Source organism: Bradyrhizobium sp. NBAIM14, assembly GCF_020193895.1.
In the GTDB taxonomy this organism is placed as follows: domain Bacteria; phylum Pseudomonadota; class Alphaproteobacteria; order Rhizobiales; family Xanthobacteraceae; genus Bradyrhizobium; species Bradyrhizobium yuanmingense.
In genome coordinates this window covers 33,543-50,640 of record NZ_JADYVQ010000013.1, presented here as the reverse complement: position 1 = coordinate 50,640, position 17,098 = coordinate 33,543, and the positions used below count along the sequence as shown (strand labels likewise).

General features: G+C 61.9%; 19 protein-coding genes and 2 pseudogenes. 11 read left to right on the top strand and 10 right to left on the bottom strand.

Annotated features, from left to right (window positions below):
* The first annotated feature begins 551 nt into the window (after positions 1 to 551).
* Positions 552 to 878, top strand: coding sequence for a BglII/BstYI family type II restriction endonuclease (locus I6F28_RS25780; RefSeq protein ID WP_225141728.1), 327 nt, complete (start codon positions 552 to 554; stop codon positions 876 to 878).
* Positions 879 to 1,278: 400 nt separating this feature from the next.
* On the opposite strand, the gene I6F28_RS25775 is transcribed toward I6F28_RS25780, so the two are convergent.
* Positions 1,279 to 2,205 carry a hypothetical protein gene (locus I6F28_RS25775; protein ID WP_225141727.1) on the bottom strand — a complete coding sequence of 309 codons (927 nt, stop codon included), beginning with the start codon at positions 2,203 to 2,205 and terminating at the stop codon, positions 1,279 to 1,281.
* A 696-nt stretch (positions 2,206 to 2,901) separates the two neighbouring features.
* Here I6F28_RS25775 and I6F28_RS37850 point away from each other — a divergent pair.
* A complete protein-coding gene (locus I6F28_RS37850; RefSeq protein WP_524536117.1) occupies positions 2,902 to 3,072 on the top strand; it encodes a DUF6538 domain-containing protein in 171 nt (56 codons plus the stop codon).
* Positions 3,073 to 3,078: 6 nt separating this feature from the next.
* Here the strand turns inward: I6F28_RS37850 and I6F28_RS25770 are convergent, their stop codons facing one another.
* Positions 3,079 to 3,366: a hypothetical protein gene (locus I6F28_RS25770; RefSeq protein ID WP_225141726.1), complete on the bottom strand. Its 288-nt coding sequence runs from the start codon at positions 3,364 to 3,366 to the stop codon at positions 3,079 to 3,081.
* 227 nt (positions 3,367 to 3,593) lie between these two features.
* Here I6F28_RS25770 and I6F28_RS25765 point away from each other — a divergent pair, with 227 nt between their 5' ends.
* Positions 3,594 to 4,862, top strand: coding sequence for a hypothetical protein (locus I6F28_RS25765; protein WP_225141725.1), 1,269 nt, complete (start codon positions 3,594 to 3,596; stop codon positions 4,860 to 4,862).
* A 241-nt stretch (positions 4,863 to 5,103) separates the two neighbouring features.
* Here I6F28_RS25765 and I6F28_RS25760 read toward each other — a convergent pair.
* Positions 5,104 to 5,846: pseudogene (locus I6F28_RS25760) on the bottom strand (SDR family NAD(P)-dependent oxidoreductase).
* Positions 5,847 to 5,941: 95 nt separating this feature from the next.
* Positions 5,942 to 6,439, bottom strand: coding sequence for a nuclear transport factor 2 family protein (locus tag I6F28_RS25755; RefSeq protein ID WP_225141724.1), 498 nt, complete (start codon positions 6,437 to 6,439; stop codon positions 5,942 to 5,944).
* A 506-nt stretch (positions 6,440 to 6,945) separates the two neighbouring features.
* Here I6F28_RS25755 and I6F28_RS25750 point away from each other — a divergent pair.
* From I6F28_RS25750 to I6F28_RS25740, 3 genes and pseudogenes are all read left to right on the top strand, one after another.
* The gene (locus tag I6F28_RS25750; RefSeq protein ID WP_225141916.1) at positions 6,946 to 7,686 is read left to right on the top strand and encodes an SDR family NAD(P)-dependent oxidoreductase; all 741 of its coding nucleotides are present in this window, start codon (positions 6,946 to 6,948) and stop codon (positions 7,684 to 7,686) included.
* Positions 7,687 to 7,802: 116 nt separating this feature from the next.
* Positions 7,803 to 8,655, top strand: a pseudogene (locus I6F28_RS25745) (alpha/beta fold hydrolase); the annotation flags it as partial.
* Positions 8,656 to 8,727: 72 nt separating this feature from the next.
* Complete coding sequence (locus tag I6F28_RS25740; RefSeq protein WP_225141914.1) at positions 8,728 to 9,072, top strand: nuclear transport factor 2 family protein; 345 nt, start codon at positions 8,728 to 8,730, stop codon at positions 9,070 to 9,072.
* 41 nt (positions 9,073 to 9,113) lie between these two features.
* On the opposite strand, the gene I6F28_RS25735 is transcribed toward I6F28_RS25740, so the two are convergent.
* The 6 genes from I6F28_RS25735 to I6F28_RS25710 all read right to left on the bottom strand — a co-directional run bounded on the left by I6F28_RS25735 (position 9,114) and on the right by I6F28_RS25710 (position 12,131).
* Positions 9,114 to 9,629, bottom strand: a complete 516-nt coding sequence (locus I6F28_RS25735) for a RidA family protein (RefSeq protein WP_225141723.1) — start codon at positions 9,627 to 9,629, stop codon at positions 9,114 to 9,116.
* Positions 9,626 to 9,790: a pirin-like C-terminal cupin domain-containing protein gene (locus tag I6F28_RS25730; RefSeq protein ID WP_225141722.1), complete on the bottom strand. Its 165-nt coding sequence runs from the start codon at positions 9,788 to 9,790 to the stop codon at positions 9,626 to 9,628. Before I6F28_RS25730 ends, I6F28_RS25735 begins: the two co-directional genes overlap by 4 nt.
* Positions 9,791 to 9,839: 49 nt before the next feature.
* Positions 9,840 to 10,130, bottom strand: a complete 291-nt coding sequence (locus tag I6F28_RS25725) for a GNAT family N-acetyltransferase (RefSeq protein ID WP_225141720.1) — start codon at positions 10,128 to 10,130, stop codon at positions 9,840 to 9,842.
* A 33-nt stretch (positions 10,131 to 10,163) separates the two neighbouring features.
* Complete coding sequence (locus I6F28_RS25720) at positions 10,164 to 10,997, bottom strand: SDR family NAD(P)-dependent oxidoreductase (protein ID WP_346656745.1); 834 nt, start codon at positions 10,995 to 10,997, stop codon at positions 10,164 to 10,166.
* A gap of 81 nt (positions 10,998 to 11,078) precedes the next feature.
* On the bottom strand, positions 11,079 to 11,438 hold the full coding sequence (locus tag I6F28_RS25715; protein WP_225141716.1) for a MoaF-related domain-containing protein: 360 nt from the start codon (positions 11,436 to 11,438) through the stop codon (positions 11,079 to 11,081).
* 42 nt (positions 11,439 to 11,480) lie between these two features.
* Positions 11,481 to 12,131: a hydrolase gene (locus tag I6F28_RS25710; protein ID WP_225141714.1), complete on the bottom strand. Its 651-nt coding sequence runs from the start codon at positions 12,129 to 12,131 to the stop codon at positions 11,481 to 11,483.
* A gap of 137 nt (positions 12,132 to 12,268) precedes the next feature.
* On the opposite strand from I6F28_RS25710, the gene I6F28_RS25705 reads away from it, so the two are divergent.
* The 5 genes from I6F28_RS25705 (at position 12,269) to I6F28_RS25685 (ending at position 17,098) form a co-directional block, all read left to right on the top strand.
* Positions 12,269 to 13,162, top strand: coding sequence for a LysR family transcriptional regulator (locus tag I6F28_RS25705; protein ID WP_225141712.1), 894 nt, complete (start codon positions 12,269 to 12,271; stop codon positions 13,160 to 13,162).
* 211 nt (positions 13,163 to 13,373) lie between these two features.
* Positions 13,374 to 13,964, top strand: coding sequence for an alpha/beta hydrolase (locus I6F28_RS25700; RefSeq protein ID WP_225141710.1), 591 nt, complete (start codon positions 13,374 to 13,376; stop codon positions 13,962 to 13,964).
* Positions 13,965 to 14,027: 63 nt separating this feature from the next.
* Positions 14,028 to 14,723, top strand: coding sequence for a hydrolase (locus I6F28_RS25695; protein WP_225141707.1), 696 nt, complete (start codon positions 14,028 to 14,030; stop codon positions 14,721 to 14,723).
* Between the two features lie 114 nt (positions 14,724 to 14,837).
* Positions 14,838 to 15,113: a XapX domain-containing protein gene (locus tag I6F28_RS25690; protein ID WP_225141705.1), complete on the top strand. Its 276-nt coding sequence runs from the start codon at positions 14,838 to 14,840 to the stop codon at positions 15,111 to 15,113.
* On the top strand, positions 15,113 to 17,098 hold the full coding sequence (locus tag I6F28_RS25685; protein WP_225141703.1) for an amidohydrolase: 1,986 nt from the start codon (positions 15,113 to 15,115) through the stop codon (positions 17,096 to 17,098). The genes I6F28_RS25690 and I6F28_RS25685 overlap by 1 nt, the downstream gene beginning before the upstream one ends.

Genomic DNA, 17,098 nt, shown 5'->3' with positions numbered 1-17,098 from the left:
CTTACGCAGCATTTGCGCATTCCGCGAAAAGCGGCGTAGGATAAATCCGATCGGGGGGCGCGAATCAGCGCCGTGGGGGACCGTGAGGATTTCAGATATGCCGGGAGTTCCACCTTCATTTCCGCTGGGAATGAATGCGGTGTTGGATTCCGCCGGCGAACAATCTCTGCCAGTGATGGTTGAGAGGGGTGGGAGCGGCCAGGTGCAACTGACCGACTCCCGTTACGCTACGACGCTACCAACGCCGGTTTCCTTCCGTTCCGCTTAGCGGTTCGGGAGGGACCGGCAATGCGCACGAACGTACTCCAACTTACCGAAGCGGACCCGGATATAGTCCGTGACCGACACCGGCTGCTCTATCGAACAACTCACTCGCATTTTTATCTCCTTTCCGAGAACGGAGCGCGGGATGCGCCCCGGGCCATCAGGCGGCTGCCCGTGTCCGGCCTCGTAGGAGATCGAAAGCTCGCGAGAGCTCGATTCGCGGCTGCACAATAGCACGCCCGGCACGGAATCCGGCATCCGGCAGCCTGCTAACCCCAAGTTATCCCGTGGAAATCGGCAAAGATTCCGCTTGCGAGTCCGCGACTCAAAATCGGCGAATCGGCTACCGTCGCGCCATGCCGGAGACGAAAATGCCCACCATCGATGATCTGAAGGCGCGCGGGTTCGTGATCGAATGTCTCTCCCATGCACGCGCGATCTTGAGCGTGGATTTCCCCGATGCGCTCACCGAGCTGGCCGTCGTGCTCTCCGGCGCCACGATCCCAATCGAGGAAATCATTGCCGGCGGTGGCGAGGCCAAGGGCACGCAACGGCTGCGCCGCGCGTTCACTGAGTTGAAATGGCCCAAAACCACCGGATCGAATTTTTCCTAAACCGTAGGTCGGATGTCTGCGGATGTAGGCTATGCCTTTTTCTTGCAAGCGTGCTCTCATAAGAGCTCGGTTCGCAGCATCGTCGTAAGCGGCCGCGTTCGGGAAAAATCCACACAGGAAGCGCGATGATAGCTGCTCTAGATGGCGATCGGGGGTGAGAGGGCTGTCATACCAAGTCGCTGATTTCAGACGAGAAGAATACCGCTTAAACGGGAATCCCTCCCTCTCCGCCATAATAAAGCGGCTTCGAGAAAGCCCCGTAAAATCAGGTCTTACTGCACGCCAGAGGTCTCTGGTGTAGCCCCCGGGTGTAGCCCCTAGGGTAGCCCTAGCCTGCCACGGCAGGTCGGGAGTTGCAATGCCGGAGAACCGGCACCCTTAACGCGATCAGGTCGCGTCGTCAGATGAGCGGGCCGCGGCCCGGCCGCGGGCGGTCGGGCAGGAGGTCGAACAGGTTGCGCGTGCGACCGCCGTGGGCGAACTCTTCGGGCCTGACGAAAGCCGGCGGATGGCGCGCGTCGGACGGAAAGAGCTTCGACAACGCCGCCCGCTGCGCCTTGGCGACCCGCCGGTCCCGCTGCTGGTCGAACAGGCCCGAGGCTTCCCAGATGTTGACCTCGGTCCTGCCGTATCCCCCGTCCGGACGTCCCTTCCGGAAAACGACCCGAGCGTGATCCGCGAGAAAGGCCGCAAGCTCGGCATGGGTCTCGAAGTAGGCGCTTTCGTTGGTCTTCCTGCTCAGTACGTACCCGTGTCCGTCCGCGCAGAACAGGATGTCGTAGTATTCCCGGCACTTCGTGTAGATCCACGGCGAGGTCCGCAGATCGCCAGCCATGACGCCGAGCGGCAGATCGAGCCGGTCCGCGAGATGCGGCAACGCCTGCCGCGCGATCTCAAGCCCCGCGAGGAAATCCTTGCCCCTCCCGTCAGAAGTGGCATGGAACGCTTCGGTGCCGAACACGCCGTTTCCGTCAGGACCGACGACCCTAGTCGCGGTCGAAAGATAGCAAAGACACGCGGTGACGATGCCGTCGTACGGCTTCCGCTCGGTCTTGCAGAAGTCCGTCCAGTCTTCGGTCGGCGGCGCCAGGCGCTTCGTCCGCAACTCGATCAGGAAGCCCGAGTAACCGGCCTTTTCGACCCCGTTGAAGAGGATGCAGTCGTCTTTGTAGAAGGGGACCGAGTTCGCGGTGCCCTGACCGTCACCGATCTCGATGCCGAGCGTGTCGGCCCCGCAGTCGACGATCCTTTTGACGTCGTCGAGCATCCGCCGCCACTCGGCGGCCTCGATCCAGCGCGTTTGCTTCCAGTAGTGCGTGTATCCCATTCTATTGGCTCCTGAGGTTCTAACGAACCTCCAAGAGCTATCTCGTGCAGCGTGTGTCGGGCTACTCGTGCAGGGCTTGCGAGCCGGTGGATACGGTGGAAAACCTCGAGTAGCCAATCGATCGCGAAGAGCGAGCGTACTGTCCCGCACCCTGTACCGGACCGAGTGGCACAGCGTCGGCGTAAATGCGGTCGTAAGGAAAATTTGTGGGCACGCTGGGTCACTGTACGACCAGCGCGGACGGCGCCCGGAGGGTCGTTTTCCCCGACCGCACTATGTCGGTCACAGATCCAACAAGTTGAGCTCGTGAGTGCGGCTCGGAATTAGCGTCGATTCTAACGACGACACGATGTGGATCGCCGAGATCCCTCGGATCAACCTCTTGGCTTTGGCCTTCTCGCATGCCGGAGTTTTGTAGAACACTCCCTTTAAGTGCGGCGGCGCGAAACAGCTTGGTAAAGGGTTGAAGCTCTGGTCTGTTCAGGTCCGAGCGGGGACGGTCAAGGCGTCAGATGGGTCGGTTTGAAATGCCGGAAAGGAGTCCCGCTCTCTCCGCCAGCCTCTCCGAACGCCAAGCAGACTAAATTTGCTTCGGCAAAATAAGGCATTAGCAAACGGCCCGGTGGTACACAAAAGTGAACACCATAGAATGCTCGTAACTCGGAAAACCAGAGCCGGAAGTTCTGGTTTCGAAGGATTCCGGAAAAATACCGCGGCTTCTTCGGTGACCGAGCCCAGATCAAGATTTCGCTCGGTACCACCGACTACGACGAGGCCTTCCTGCGGTGCCAGGAGGAAAAGCTTCGGCTGGAGCGCGCCTGGCGCCGCAACATCGTCGGGCGGCAGCCGGACCAGCTTACCCAGTAACAGATCTCAGCTCTGGCGGGCCTTGTCTTCGACGAGATGGTGGCCGCGCAGCGCGCCAATCCGGGTTCTGCGCCGGAGCGCGAGAAGTCGCTGCGGGAGTTGCAGGCCAAGCAGCGCCGCGACTGGACTCTGGTTCCGGTCGGCCAGCACCTGCGCCTGAGATTCCGCGCCGATGTCGCTGCCTTCCTCGACAGGCAAAACCTCCATCTGGTCGGCGACACCTACGAGTCCCGCATTCGTCAAGGCAAAGGAAGACGCGGAGACGGCGCTGTTGCGAACGCGATCGACCGACATTTCGGATCGTCGCTCTGAAGACGCATTTGGTGCGCCGGTGGAATTGCGATCAGGCCCTGGCGGACCGTCCATCCGGAATCCCGGAATCGAAGAAACCCCGCATGGTTGGGGTCGATGGACCGTTCGTTTAAAGGTTGCGGGCGGTCGAAGTGGTGGGCTACAGAATTGCAAGGAGGCCGCTGGCCTAAATCATAGCGAACAGAGCGATTCTCTGAGCGCGACCTTTCATGAGGTCGCAATTGCCGCCGTCGGGAAATCAATACCTGGAAGCGCGCTTTCCGTGGATTCCCGAGCACGGCTATGTTCTCTCCATCTCGCCGGCACGATTGGAGGAGCTTCAAAGCGATCTAGATGCAGAAAGCACTTGCAGCCAGGCCGTTCCGAAAATTCCGGCGGCACTGCGCCGGCGCTGGATGCTGTGCTTCTTCAGCACCAAAAAGGGTTACCTCACCCATGTGGCGCGTAGTGTCGTGTACCACCCGGCCGAGTCGGGCAAGGACAAGCTCGACCTTTGGAACGTGACGCCGTTCGCAAAGCCGGTCAGCGTGGCGAGGCTGAAGTCCAAGCTGGAGGGTAGGCAGGCTTGGCGTGCAAGATCCGCGCTCGATGGCGGCCACGCGTCGTCATCCGCATTCCAGGCGATCATGGATGCCTTTCGTCTGGTCGACCCTGACTCTGCCGCCATTGCCGATGGCCTGGTGGATCGCAGTTCTCCGCTGCCTGACCCCACGCCCTCATCGGCCAAGATCAATTGGGCCTACCAGCGCGACGCTGTAGTGACTTCCCTGGAGATTGCGCGGATACCGAAGGAGCAACTAGAAATCTCGCCGCAGCTTGACGACGCATCGGCGTCGGTGACGTCGATCTTTGACAGCGTCGAGGACGTTACCTCGATCGAAGACCTGGTGATCCTTCAGGATCTCGACGAAACGAACGAAGACTGGAAGTTCGTCAGAAGGCAACGATATCCGGCCAAGCTCTTCACGAACGGCGAAACAAAGTTGACCGTCATTTTGGCGAACAAGTTGCCGCTAGAACAGCAATTGGGCGTCGACCTCATATACGTGAACGAGACGCTGAAGTCGGTCGTCTTCGTGCAGTATAAGATGTTTGCCGGCACCGATGGCGAAAAAGGATACCGACCCGACGAACAATTGGCCGAGGAAATCGCACGCATGGATGCCGCCGCGGCCGAACTCGCGAAGGTCGCGGCCGACGAAAGCTGCGACGGGTATCGCCTTGGCGCAGAGCCGTTCTTTTTCAAGTTCTGCAGCAAGCTCTTGGTGCACGACGCGCCGAGTCACGTCCCGGGCATCTACGTGCCTCTGGGCTACTGGAAGCGGCTGGTATCGGATACGACGCCTTTCACCTTGTCGGGGAACTGTTGGTCCAGCCGCTCCAGGTTATCCTCGGCGGCAAGCTCGGCACGACCTTTTCGTACGAGGCGGGAGGCGGATTGTGGGAGCGCGCGCGCAATCGGCGCGACTTCGTCGTGATCGATGGTGCTGACCACTACGACATGTACGACGTGCCGGAATATGTGGACCAGGCGGTCGCGTATTTGGCGTCATTGTATGACGACCATTTGAGACCAGGCACCGGTCGGAAAGATGACCGTTGGCGCGTGCTTTGGTGCTGGGTGGCACCGCCTTGTGTGCGATCCACCCTGGCGCAGCGAAACCGACGGGAAACTGATCACGAAGGGTGAACTCCGCATCCTTCCACCAACGCTGCCCTTCACAGGCGGCCGGGGCAGACCTGTCCCATGCCTCCGTCCACGAACAATTCGACCCCAGTGATGAAGCTCGCCTCGTCGCTCAGCAGAAAGAGGGCCGCTGCCGCGACCTCCTCGGGCTTCGCCATGCGGCCGAGCGGGATGGTGGCGATAATCGCCGCCCGCGTCTCCTCGGGCACGCGAGCCATCATGTCCGTGTCTGTCGATGCCGGCGACAGGACACACGTATGCCGCACGGAGCGAGTTCGGCCGCCCATGTCCCGGCGTAGGAGCGCAGTGCCGCCTTGGTCGCGGCATAGGTGCCGTAGTTCGGCAGACCGATCGAACTGGCGATGGACCCTATCAGGACGACGGCGGCGCCTTTCGCCGAGGGCCTTGAGCGCTGCTTGCAATCCGAGCATGGCGCCGCGGACGTTGAGAAATGCCGATCGAAGTGATCGGGGGTCACCTCCTTCAGCGATGCCGGTTCGCTCATCCCCGCATTGAACACAAGCGCGTCGACGCGACCGTGCGTTTCCTGGATTTCGGCCACCACGCGCTCCAGATCCTGCGGCGATGCCGCATCGGCCGAGATCCCTTGGGAGCCATGACCGATCTGCCCAACCGCGGCGTTGACCTGATCGGGCGCGCGACCCGTGATGATGACCGTAGCCCCCTCTGCCGCCAGTCGCCGCGCGACCGCCAGACCGATGCCTTTGGCGCCGCCTTGCCCGCCGTTCGATCCATCTGAAGCTCCTGATTCCAACTAGGCCGTGAACCCGCAAGAGCCGAATCCGGAAGGCGGCCAACGGCACCCCGGCTCTCGGCGCAAATGATCGCGCCTTATCCTTTGGCGGAGGATCAGACGCTGGTTTCCGATCCGTCTGGATTTGCCTTGATGAGATACTCGCCGCTTTCCCGGAAGCTGCGGACGGTCGCGAAGGTGTCTTCCATAAACTGCACATAGGACAGCTTGCCGTTCTCACCGCGCGCCAGAACCGCGAAGGGAGATGTCACCGTCTTATTCAAAACGGTCGATGTGTAGGTAAAGGAACCAAATATCGCGGCGCCGTTCTCATTTTCAAAGCTGTCCTGGATCTGGAAGTCGTCTGTCCTCCAGTACCGACCGACATCGATAAAGGTCTGAACCAGCCCCTTGGTGCCTTTGTTCGTGCCCGCCCAGGGCATGATCTGCTTCAGTTCGGCGTGCTGATAGTTGAGCGAGACGTAAATGAAGTCATCCGTGGTGAACTGCTTGACGAAGTCGAGATCGGTAGGGTTCGACAGGATCGACTGCAATACGGCCAGAGGCGACGCCGTCGACGCGGGCTCAGCTGTGGAGTGTGCAGCAGGGGACATGATGGGTTCCTCCTTAGTGGGCTATTCTAGAAATTAACAAGTCGGCGTGCCTCAAACCTGGCAGCCGTCCCGCTCTCACCGCCGCGTCGACCACCTTTGCCTAGTGATAGGGATTCTGCCTACGGCTCTCTAGCCACGGCCTATGAGGAGCTGTGTTGCACGACCCGGAACATCGTCGTTGGAATCTCGCGATCGGCGAGCTGAAGAACATGTTCTTGCGCTCTCTGCTAACTGCCACGAACGCTCATAGCCGACCGGATACGCGACGCTCACCGCGTAGCCGATCCATCGGCACGTTCCGGAGAGCATGGGGCAGAGCATCGGCTCGAACGCCGAGATTCCAGGCGCGCCGCGTTCCACTTCACGCAACACAGCTTGGCACTACCCGAAGCTAAGAAACGCTGAGCGCAACCGCTAAATCGGCGGAATAGGAAGCCGTGTGCCTTTCCCGTCCCGCGACGACACGCGGCTGACCTGGACCGAACATGGTAGAAGAGGACGAGTATATGATTGATCTTAAAGGCAAGCGGGCACTGGTAACCGGTGGGTCGCGCGGTATCGGCGCAGCGATCGCCTTAGTGCTTGCGGAGAATGGAGCCCACGTCGCCTTCACCTATCAGAATGCGGCTGAAAAGGCGCAGAGCGTCGTCAAGTCCATCGAGGCTGCAGGACGCCGCGCAGTCGCGATTCAGGCGGATAGCGCCGATCCGGAGGCGATCGCCCGTTCCGTGAACGAGGCGGTCTCCGCGCTCGGCGGTATCGACATTCTGGTAAACAGCGCCGCGATCGGCCACTCCGGCATGATCGCCAATATCGACCTTGGCGAATATCAGCGCGTGATGGACGTCAACGTTCGCGCTCCCGTGCTGTTCGCGAAGGCTGTGATCCCGCACCTGGGCGAAGGAGGCCGTATCATCACGATCGGCTCGGCGCTTGGTGAGCGCGTTCCGTTTCCCGGCATTACGACCTACGCGATGTCGAAGGCGGCGCTGACCTCGTTTACCCGCGGCCTCTCGCGCGAGCTCGGGCCCAAGGGCATCACCGTGAACCTGATCCAGCCGGGCGCGACCAACACGGATTCGAACCCTGCGAATGGCGAGGCGGCCGATTTCCAGCGCAGCCTGACGTCGCTGGGCCGCTACGCCGAACCGCGCGAGATCGGTAACGCTGTCGCCTATCTCGCCAGCCCGGCCGCAAGCATCATCACCGGCGCGACGCTGACCGTCGACGGTGGTGCGATTGCTTGAGCCGTGAAGGTCGCGGCGCGCATGACGGCTATCGTGGCCGAAGGGCGCGCTGCTCCGGAATAGGACGGCGCTTGATCGTCATACCGCCGAAACAAGATTGAATTACGAGGATCTGTATGACCGCAGTGCATTACCGGAAGCAGAAGGTCGGCGGGGTCGACATATTCTATCGGGAAGCTGGTCCGGCCGACGCTCCCGTGCTGCTGCTCCTTCATGGTTTTCCCACGGCCAGTCACATGTTCCGCGACCTCATCCCAGGGCTTGCGGAACCGCTACCGGGTGATCGCGCCCGATCTCCCCGGGTTCGGTCAGACCAGGGCGCCAGACCGCGGCGAATTCACCTACAGCTTCGACAAACTGGCTGACGTCATCGAGGGGTTCGTCGATGCCATCGGGCTCGAACGCTTCGCGCTCTACATCTTCGACTATGGGGCGCCGACGGGCCTCAGGCTGGCGATCAGGCACCCCGATCGGATCACCGCGATCATCTCGCAGAACGGCAACGCCTATGAGGAGGGCTTCAGCGACGAATGGGGCGCGTGGCAGGCCTATTGGCGCGAGCCCAGCGAGGCGAACCGCGAAGCGTGCCGCGACTCCCTGTCGCCCGAGACGATACGCAACTGGCAATATGGCACCGGCGCCGATCCCGAACTGCTGAGCCCTGACGGGCGGGAGCTCGACATTGCCTATATGGCGCGACCCGGCGCGGAAGAGGTGCAGCTCGACCTCATTCTCGACTATCGCAGCAACGTCGCGCTGTATCCCCAATTTCAAGCCTACTTCCGAGAGCATCAGCCGCCGTTCCTCGCGGTGTGGGGGCGGCATGACCCTGCCTTCGTTCCGGCTGGCGCGCTTGCCTACAAGCAGGACCTCCCGGACGCTGAGATCCACTTGCTCGACACGGGACATTTCGCGCTCGAGACGCACCATCGTGAAATCGCGCAGTACGTCCGCGACTTTCTCGGACGCGTCCTTCCCGAGCGCGCGGGCTCGCCTGGTTCGCCGCTCGCTCCACCGGCCCATATCGACTTCGCGGCCATCATGGGTGCCAATCTCGAGCGCGTCTTCGGCGAGCACGACCCCGTTCGCCGGATCGATGCTATCCGGGAGTTATACGCCCCCGACGCCATCCTGCACGAGCCCGATCGATCGGTGCACGGCCACGAAGCCGTCTCCCGGGCCGTGACCGAGCTTCTCGGCCATCTGCCCCGAGATTTCGCCTTCACGCCTGTCCGGCCGGCGCTCGGCCACAATGGCGTCGGCCGGCTGCAATGGACGGCCGGACCGCCCGATGGCCCGGTGGCGGTCACCGGGCTGGACGTAGCGCATATCGAGCACGGCGTCATCAAGACGCTGCATGTCTTCCTCGATCCGCAAGGCGCTTAAGGCGTCCGGCAAATCCTACGCCGCACCCGTGGCCGGACCCGTCAGTCGATGATCGCCGTTACCCTGATTTCGATCCGCATCGTCGGCAGGCCCAGTGCCGCAACCCCGGTTTGCGTCCAGATCGGCGCCCGGTCCGGCATGTAGTGGCGATACAGACGCGAGATCGTCGCGTTCACCTCGGGCGGAAAACCGCCGACATGATAGCTATTGACGTGTACCACATCCTTCCAGCTGGCGCCGGCGGGAGCGAGCACCTTCTCGACGTTGCGGAACGCCTGCGCGATCTCGTCTTCGACCGACGCGGGGATGTTCAGGTCATCGTCCCACCCGCCCTGGCCCGACGTCTCCACCCGATTCCCGACCTTGAGCGTCTGTGACATATGCAACGTGTCAAACAGTTTCTGCCCGGCGCCGTCAGTTACGAACATTTCCGGCTTTGCCATTACAAGAAGCTCCAAACGTTGATCCATACGACCCGCCGCCGGGGTCTCTCTTTCATGACAGGGTTCGTCCGGGAGCGGGATGAACTCGCCATTGTCGGCGTCAGGCAGCTTCATTCGTCCCGCCTTCCAGTCCGCCCGCCGCCGAGCCGCTCCCACGAAGACGGCACGAAGTTCCAGTAGATGTAACGCTGGCCGACCGGCTCGCCGCCAAGCAGCATGACCGTGAATTGCTCGATTGCGGTTACCCTCGAAGCGGAGCCGTCCACGACCAGCATTTGTCCGGCCGCCGCCGTTGTTCGATGACCTGCTCGATCATTGTCTTTCCTATTCTGCCGAAGGGTCTACGACGTCTGCATATTCGGGATGGCGCGCGTAATAGGCTGCCATGAACGGGCAGCGCAGGACCGCCTTGCGGCCGCTTGCTCGCAGGAGCTCGAGCACGCCTCGCGCCAGCTTCGAACCGATCCCCTGCCCTGAAAACCGCTGCGGCACGATGGTATGCGTGAGGGTAAGCTTTTCACCCTGCAGCCGATAATAGACGGCAGCGATCTCGTGGCTGCTATCGATCGCAAGCTCAAAGCGCCTTTCGGCGGGATTGTCGTCGACTGTGCTCAAGGGGATTGTCTCCTGTTGCTTCGGTGATGCCAGCTAACCCAAGCCGACCAGGCTGAGGCGGAAAGCGTCGAGGTCGGCATCGTTCTTCGATCGCGCCGCCGCTGCGATTGCGATCGCGCGGTCGCCGACGGGCACATGACCCGCCGCCGCAGGCGCTTGCGCGATCTGCACCACCCGCGCCGCAACCTCGGCGACATGGGTGCCGCCGATGGCAAGCTCCTCCAGCCGTGTCGTGGCCGTGGCCAGGCGTTTCCCATAGAAGTCGCGCTGCGCGGGCGTCAGATGGAAAATCGGGCGCGCCGACCTTGTGGGTCCGTCTGTATCACCCATGGGCACGATGAGGTCTGTCGTGACCATCACCACGTCCACACCTGAAGGTTGCACCTCCGCCCGATATGCCGCGGACAGCGCCTCGAGCGCGGCTGTCGAGGCTGCGGAGAGGCCTCCGAACGGAACGGTCAGACGGGCAATCCAGGAACTGACCTGGATGACCCTGCCGCGCGCTACGCGCAGCGACGGAAGAAATGCGTTGATGACAGCGATCGCGCCGACGACATTCAGCTCGAGTTCTCGCCTGATAACGTCAAGAGGCAGAGCTTCGAGGGGACCGGTCTCGTGGGCTTCCTGAAGGATCACAAGGACGTCGAGCCCGGCGCCGTCGAGTGCCTCCGAGACGCCCTCAGCCCAAGCCCTCAGCCCTTGCATATTGGTGATATCGCAGGCTGCAAGGCTGACCCGGCCGCCTGATGCGACTTTCAGGTCCTGAACCTGGGCTGCCGACTCGGCGGTACCGAAGACCACGCTTCCTTCACTGGCGAACTTGAGGGCGATTTCTCGCCCCAGCCCGGCGCCGGCGCCCGCGATCACAACGGATCGAAACCGTTTGGGGGAGGGTCGTGACATTACTGGCCTTCAGCGGAACGGGTGGTGAGGTGCACCACCCCACGATCAAAAATCCTGCACATGCGTGCCCCTTGCACCGCTCTCCTCTGCCGAGCTCAGCGGGAAGACGCCGTTGCTAAGCGGCTGCACCACGATGAAGACGGTTTCCTTGTGCGCGAATGGCCCCTCGGCGAGGTCGAAGGACATCTGCGTGACTGAGTGAAGCTTCAGGCTGACTTGGAAGTCGGTATAGGTGACATTCATCTCCTGTCCGACCGGAAAACCGGCGATCGGCATCGTCATTCTCCTTGATTGCGCCGCCGCAGCCTCGCCAGGTTCGACAAAAGGAACCGGAGCAGGAGAAGTGAAGTCCCATCGTGAAAAGCGGCAGGTCGCCATCGCGCCGGCGACCCGCATGGTGCGCATCGACCCCAGTTTCCCGATCGAAACGCACCCGGTTGGGAGCTCTCAGACCGCCGCAGGGACCGGCGTATTCAGTAGCTGCTGTTCCCACATATAGGCGACGCCGCTGCCGCCGACATGGTCGATCATGACCTGCGTCAGCGGGCCGGCCGTGTCGACGCGCGCCCAGTCGCGCTGCCATTCCGCGGCCAGCGCCAGCCACGTCATCGTGTTGATGCCGGCCGCGATCATGCGCTGGATCGCGACCGCGTGCGCCTCGACCGAGGTGCCCCCCGATGCGTCGGTGATCACGGTCACGTCCCAGCCTTCGCCCGCCGCCTGGATCGCCGGCATGGCAACGCAGATCTCCGTCCAGAGCCCGGCGATGATCAGCTGCTTGCGACCGGTCGCCTTCACCGCATCGATCACCGCCTTGTCCTCCCACGTGTTGATGAACGTGCGGTCGATCACATCCTGGCCGGGGAAGACGTCGGTGATGTGCTTGAAGATGAGGCCGCCGCGGCCCGCAATGACGCTCGTCAGGATCGTCGGAACGCCGAAGACCTTGGCGGTCTTGGCAAGAGCGGTCGTATTGTTCACGACCGCCTGCGGATCGTGACTGTTCAGGTTTGCCAGCTGATAGGGCTGGTGATCGATGAGCACGAGCACCGAGTCTTGGGGGCGAAGAAGCGAGTCGAGGCCGTTGCGAAAGGTCATGTCGGTTCCTTTGGTGCCGTAATCGGTTTACGGGAGACACCAGGACTGGGCATCACCCCCGGAGGGTGTGCCATCGCCTTTTCCGACGCGATAGCTCCACATCATGCTATGCTGTGTTGCGCATCTGGGAACACGGCATGGACATTGAAGAACTGCGTACGTTCGTGGAGGTCGCGGATGCAGGCGGTGTAACTGCCGCGGCGCTGCGATTGGGGGTCTCGAAGTCGATCGTCAGCCGGCGGCTGGCACGGCTCGAGGCAGATCTGGGTATCCAGCTCCTCGCGCGTACGACGCGAGGCGCCGCGCTGACGGAAGCCGGGATCACCTTCCGGGATCACGCTGCAAAGGTTTGCGGCGAGATCGACATAGCGCGTGAAACGATCCTCCCCGCCGGCGCGCTACGAGGGCGCTTCAGGATCGCGGCTCCCCTAACCTTTGGACCGACCCACTTCGCGTCTGTCATTGCGGAGCTGGCGCTGCGCAATCCTGAATTGCAGGTTCAGACATGCTATTCGGACCGGTTCGTTGACCTCATCGCAGATGGGTTCGACTGCGCCATCCGCGTAGGCCATCTGAGCGACTCCAGCATGATGGCCAGACTGGTGGGCTGGACGACAGCCAAATATGTCGCCGCGCCCGGATACATAGAGAAGCACGGCTCGCCGCAAACGCCCGAAGAGTTTGTGACTCACCAGGTCGTCATGCAGGGCACCGAGAGTTGGCTGGCGAAGGACGGTGACAAGGTCGTCCTGATGAAACCGCAGGGGCGATTCAAAGCCGACAATGCGGTCGCGCTTGTCGCCGCGGCGCTCGCAGGCATTGGTCTCGCCGGACTGCCCGAGGCGCTGATCACCGAACATCTCGCATCGGGTGCCCTCGTAGAGGTGATGCCGCGCTATCCGCTGCCCGAACTGGGCATATATGTGATCCGGCCGCCGGGGCAGCACCCTGCCCGCAAGATCCGCGCTCTCACGGAGATGCTGATCGAATGCTTCAGCGAGTCCGCCCTGAACACGCACGAAACGCGCTGACCGACGGCTTGGCGTTCCGGGTTGTGCAACACAGCACCACCGAAGGCAGCACTACCCTGAGGGCCACTGGGGCGACACAGTGACGGCAGACCGACGCCCGGCCCCATGCGGGAGGCGCCGATCGGATCGGAGGAAGTCGTTTGGTGATCTGCCTTCCCGGGCGGGACGCATCACGCCTCAGGTCGCGGCGCGCTAAACGACAAAGATTGGAATGTCAGTGCAGATCAACTTTGGGCGCATGCTCGGCGCGGTCCTTGCCGCCGGAATCTGGGCTGGACCCGCGAATGCTCAGACCTCCGCCAAGCAGGATCAGCAGGAGAAGTGTCAGTCAGAGGTCTACGAGCGCGATAGTCCTACTCAGACGCCCGGCAAGCCCGTCAGCATCCCGTTCGAACGGTGCGACAACCTTGTCGCAATCGACGTGCCGCTGAAAGCCAACAACGTTGAACCGGACCGGATCACCCTGATCGGCTTCTCGCAAGGCGGTTGTCTGGCGTTGGAATTCGCTGCACGCAACGCACGTCGCTTTGACGCGGTCATCGTCCTGAGCGCGGGCCTGATCGGTCAGGAGAAGACGCCCCGCGACTACGCCGGCTCGCTCGCAGATACACCCGTCCATCTAGGCTGCTCCGACATCGACCCGCACGTCCCGGTCAGCCGGGTACGTGAAAGCAGTCGCGTGTTGTCGGCCCTCGGCGCTGAAGTCGCCAACAGAATCTATCCGGGCATGGGCCGCGAGATCAACGATGATGAAGTTGATCAGGTCCACGCTCGTCTATCTGCCCTCGTCGCGAGGTCCTGATCCTGCGGTTCTGCGCGCGCGACGAGCGGTCAACCAACCGCGGGGCAATTAGGGAGACTGAAATTGAGTAAGCTACACGAAGTTCTTACGCCTCAGAACAGCCAGGTCATCTTCATCGATCAGCAGCCGCAGATGGCATTTGGAGTGCAGTCGATCGACCGCCAGGTGCTGAAGAACAATGTTGTCGGCCTGGCCAAGGCCGCGAAGGCGTTCAAGATCCCGACGACGATCACGACGGTCGAGACCGAGTCGTTCTCCGGCAACACCTATCCCGAGCTGCTCGCGGTTTTCCCCGAAAACGGGCTGCTTGAGCGCTCGTCGATGAACTCCTGGGACGACCAGAATGTTCGTGATGCACTGGCCAAGAATGCCCAGGATGGTCGCAAGAAGATCGTCTGCTCCGGTCTGTGGACCGAGGTCTGCAACATGACCTTCGCACTGTCGTGCATGCACGACACCGACTACGAGATCTACATGGTCGCGGATGCCTCCGGCGGCACGTCGGTCGACGCGCACAAATACGCGATGGATCGCATGGTCCAAGCCGGCGTCGTCCCTGTGACTTGGCAGCAGGTTCTTCTCGAATGGCAGCGCGACTGGGCCCGCAAGGAGACCTATGACGCTGTCATGGCCATCGTGAAGGAGCATTCCGGCGCCTACGGCATGGGCGTCGATTACGCCTACACCATGGTGCACAAGGCGCCCGAGCGCGTGAAGCACGGCGAGCGCATCGGTCCGAACCCGGCCAAGCAAATCTGATCCATTTGCCCCTCCGTTTCGCACCCGGACGGCTCGGAGGGGCATGGGCGCTGGCATGTCAGTCGCGCCGTCGTCCTTGGATTCAAGCATGGCTCCGGTCAAGGAAGCGATCTGATGAAACTCTACCTCGTGTCGTTGGGCACCGGCCTGCTGGTTGGTTTGATCTACAGCCTTCTGGATGTTCGCTCGCCCGCGCCTCCGATTGTCGCGCTCATTGGTCTCTTGGGCATGCTCATTGGCGAGCAGATCATTCCGGTTGGCAAGCAGTTGATCTCCGGCAAGGCTTTCGCCTCTGCCTGCGACAAGAGCCATGCCATCACCCACGTCTTCGGGCAACTGCCAGGACGCCACGTGGCGCAGGCCTCTCAACCACCGAAGGAGAAGAGCTGATGAAGACCACACGTCGCGGCTTTCTCGGCGGGATATCCGGCCTCGCGCTCCCAACGATCGTCCCGCCGGCACGCGCCGCCGAAAACAAAGCAAGGGGAGATACCGCCATGTACGCTGACACCATCATCCACAACGCCAAGATCACCACGCTTGATCGGACCAACCCGGTCGCGAGTGCTGTCGCCGTCAAGGATGGCAAGTTTCTCGCCGTGGGCAGCGACATGGATGTGCTCGTGCTTGCCGACGGCAAGACGAAGAAAATCGACCTCAAGGGTCGGCGATTTCTGCCCGGCCTGATCGACAATCATCTGCACATCATTCGCGGCGGGCTGAACTTCAACATGGAGTTGCGCTGGGACGGTGTTCGCTCACTGGCCGATGCGATGTACATGCTCAAGCGCCAGGTCGCGGTGACGCCCGCTCCGCAGTGGGTCCGCGTCGTGGGCGGCTTCACCGAGCATCAGTTCGTCGAAAAGCGCCTGCCGACGATCGAAGAAATCAATGCGATTGCCCCCGACACACCGGTCTTCCTGCTGCATCTATATGATCGCGCCCTGCTCAACGCGGCGGCTGTACGAGCGGTCGGCTATACCAAGGACACGCCTGAGCCGCCCGGTGGCGAAATCACGCGTGACGCCAACGGCAATCCAACAGGTCTCCTGCTCGCCAAGCCGAACGCCGCAATTCTCTATGCGACCCTGGCCAAGGGGCCAAAACTTCCCTTCGACTATCAGATCAACTCTACCCGCCACTTCATGCGAGAGCTTAACCGTCTCGGCGTGACCGGTGCCATCGACGCCGGTGGCGGATTTCAGAATTATCCGGAAGACTATGCCGTTATCCAGAAGCTGTCGGACGACAACCAGCTGACAGTCCGTCTGGCCTACAATCTGTTTACCCAAAAGCCGAAGCAGGAGAAGGAAGACTTCCTGAACTGGACGTCCTCGGTGAAATACAAGCAGGGCGACGACTATTTCCGGCACAACGGCGCCGGTGAGATGTTGGTCTTCTCGGCTGCCGATTTCGAGGACTTCCGCCAGCCGCGGCCCGACTTGCCCCCGGAAATGGAGGGTGAGCTCGAGGAAGTCGTGCGTGTGCTGGCACAGAACCGCTGGCCGTGGCGCCTGCATGCGACCTACGACGAAACCATATCGCGTTCGCTGGATGTGTTCGAAAAGGTCAACAAGGACATCCCCCTCGAGGGGTTGAACTGGTTCTTCGACCACGCCGAGACGATTTCGGAAAAGTCCATCGACCGTATCGCGGCGCTTGGGGGCGGCATAGCCGTTCAGCATCGCATGGCCTATCAGGGCGAATACTTTGTCGAGCGTTATGGCGCCGGTGCCGCCGAAGCGACGCCGCCCGTGGCCCGCATGCTCGAAAAGGGCCTCAAGGTCTCCGCTGGTACCGACGCGACACGTGTTGCTTCCTACAACCCCTGGGTCTCGCTCAGCTGGATGATCACCGGCAAGACGGTCGGCGGGCTGCGCATTTATCCACAACGCAATTGTCTCGACCGCGAAACCGCACTGCGGATGTGGACCGAGAACGTCACCTGGTTCTCCAACGACGAAGGCAAACGAGGCCGGATCGAGAAGGGCCAGTTCGCCGACGCAATCGTGCCGAGCAAGGACTACTTCAACTGCTCGGAGGACGAGATCTCCTTCCTTACCTCGGACCTGACGATGGTGGGCGGCAAGATCGTCTACGGCGCCGGTGATTTCTCCAAGCTCGACGAGAACCCGGTCCCGCCGGCGATGCCGGACTGGTCGCCGGTGCGCAGCTTCAGGGGCTATGCGGCCTGGGGTGAACCGGAGGGTGCAGGCAGGAATTCGCTGCAGCGCGTGGCGATCGCCTCGTGCGGATGTCAATCGTCCTGTGGCGTGCATGGTCACGACCACGCCAGCGCTTGGGGATCCAAGCTGCCGATCTCTGATCTCAAAAGCTTCTGGGGAGCGTTGGGATGCTCCTGTTGGGCAGTGTGA

Bases quoted from the DNA above. Each gene is read 5' to 3' on its own strand.
- I6F28_RS25690 (WP_225141705.1), top strand. From the start codon at position 14,838: ATGAAACTCTACCTCGTGTCGTTGGGCACCGGCCTGCTGGTTGGTTTG.
- I6F28_RS25740 (WP_225141914.1), top strand. From the start codon at position 8,728: ATGGGTGCCAATCTCGAGCGCGTCTTCGGCGAGCACGACCCCGTTCGC.
- I6F28_RS25775 (WP_225141727.1), bottom strand. From the start codon at position 2,205: ATGGGATACACGCACTACTGGAAGCAAACGCGCTGGATCGAGGCCGCC.
- I6F28_RS25770 (WP_225141726.1), bottom strand. From the start codon at position 3,366: ATGTCGGTCGATCGCGTTCGCAACAGCGCCGTCTCCGCGTCTTCCTTT.
- I6F28_RS25735 (WP_225141723.1), bottom strand. From the start codon at position 9,629: ATGAAGCTGCCTGACGCCGACAATGGCGAGTTCATCCCGCTCCCGGAC.
- I6F28_RS25700 (WP_225141710.1), top strand. From the start codon at position 13,374: ATGTCAGTGCAGATCAACTTTGGGCGCATGCTCGGCGCGGTCCTTGCC.
- I6F28_RS25750 (WP_225141916.1), top strand. From the start codon at position 6,946: ATGATTGATCTTAAAGGCAAGCGGGCACTGGTAACCGGTGGGTCGCGC.
- I6F28_RS25765 (WP_225141725.1), top strand. From the start codon at position 3,594: ATGAGGTCGCAATTGCCGCCGTCGGGAAATCAATACCTGGAAGCGCGC.
- I6F28_RS25685 (WP_225141703.1), top strand. From the start codon at position 15,113: ATGAAGACCACACGTCGCGGCTTTCTCGGCGGGATATCCGGCCTCGCG.
- I6F28_RS25710 (WP_225141714.1), bottom strand. From the start codon at position 12,131: ATGACCTTTCGCAACGGCCTCGACTCGCTTCTTCGCCCCCAAGACTCG.
- I6F28_RS25755 (WP_225141724.1), bottom strand. From the start codon at position 6,439: ATGTCCCCTGCTGCACACTCCACAGCTGAGCCCGCGTCGACGGCGTCG.
- I6F28_RS25730 (WP_225141722.1), bottom strand. From the start codon at position 9,790: ATGCTGGTCGTGGACGGCTCCGCTTCGAGGGTAACCGCAATCGAGCAA.
- I6F28_RS25715 (WP_225141716.1), bottom strand. From the start codon at position 11,438: ATGCGCACCATGCGGGTCGCCGGCGCGATGGCGACCTGCCGCTTTTCA.
- I6F28_RS25705 (WP_225141712.1), top strand. From the start codon at position 12,269: ATGGACATTGAAGAACTGCGTACGTTCGTGGAGGTCGCGGATGCAGGC.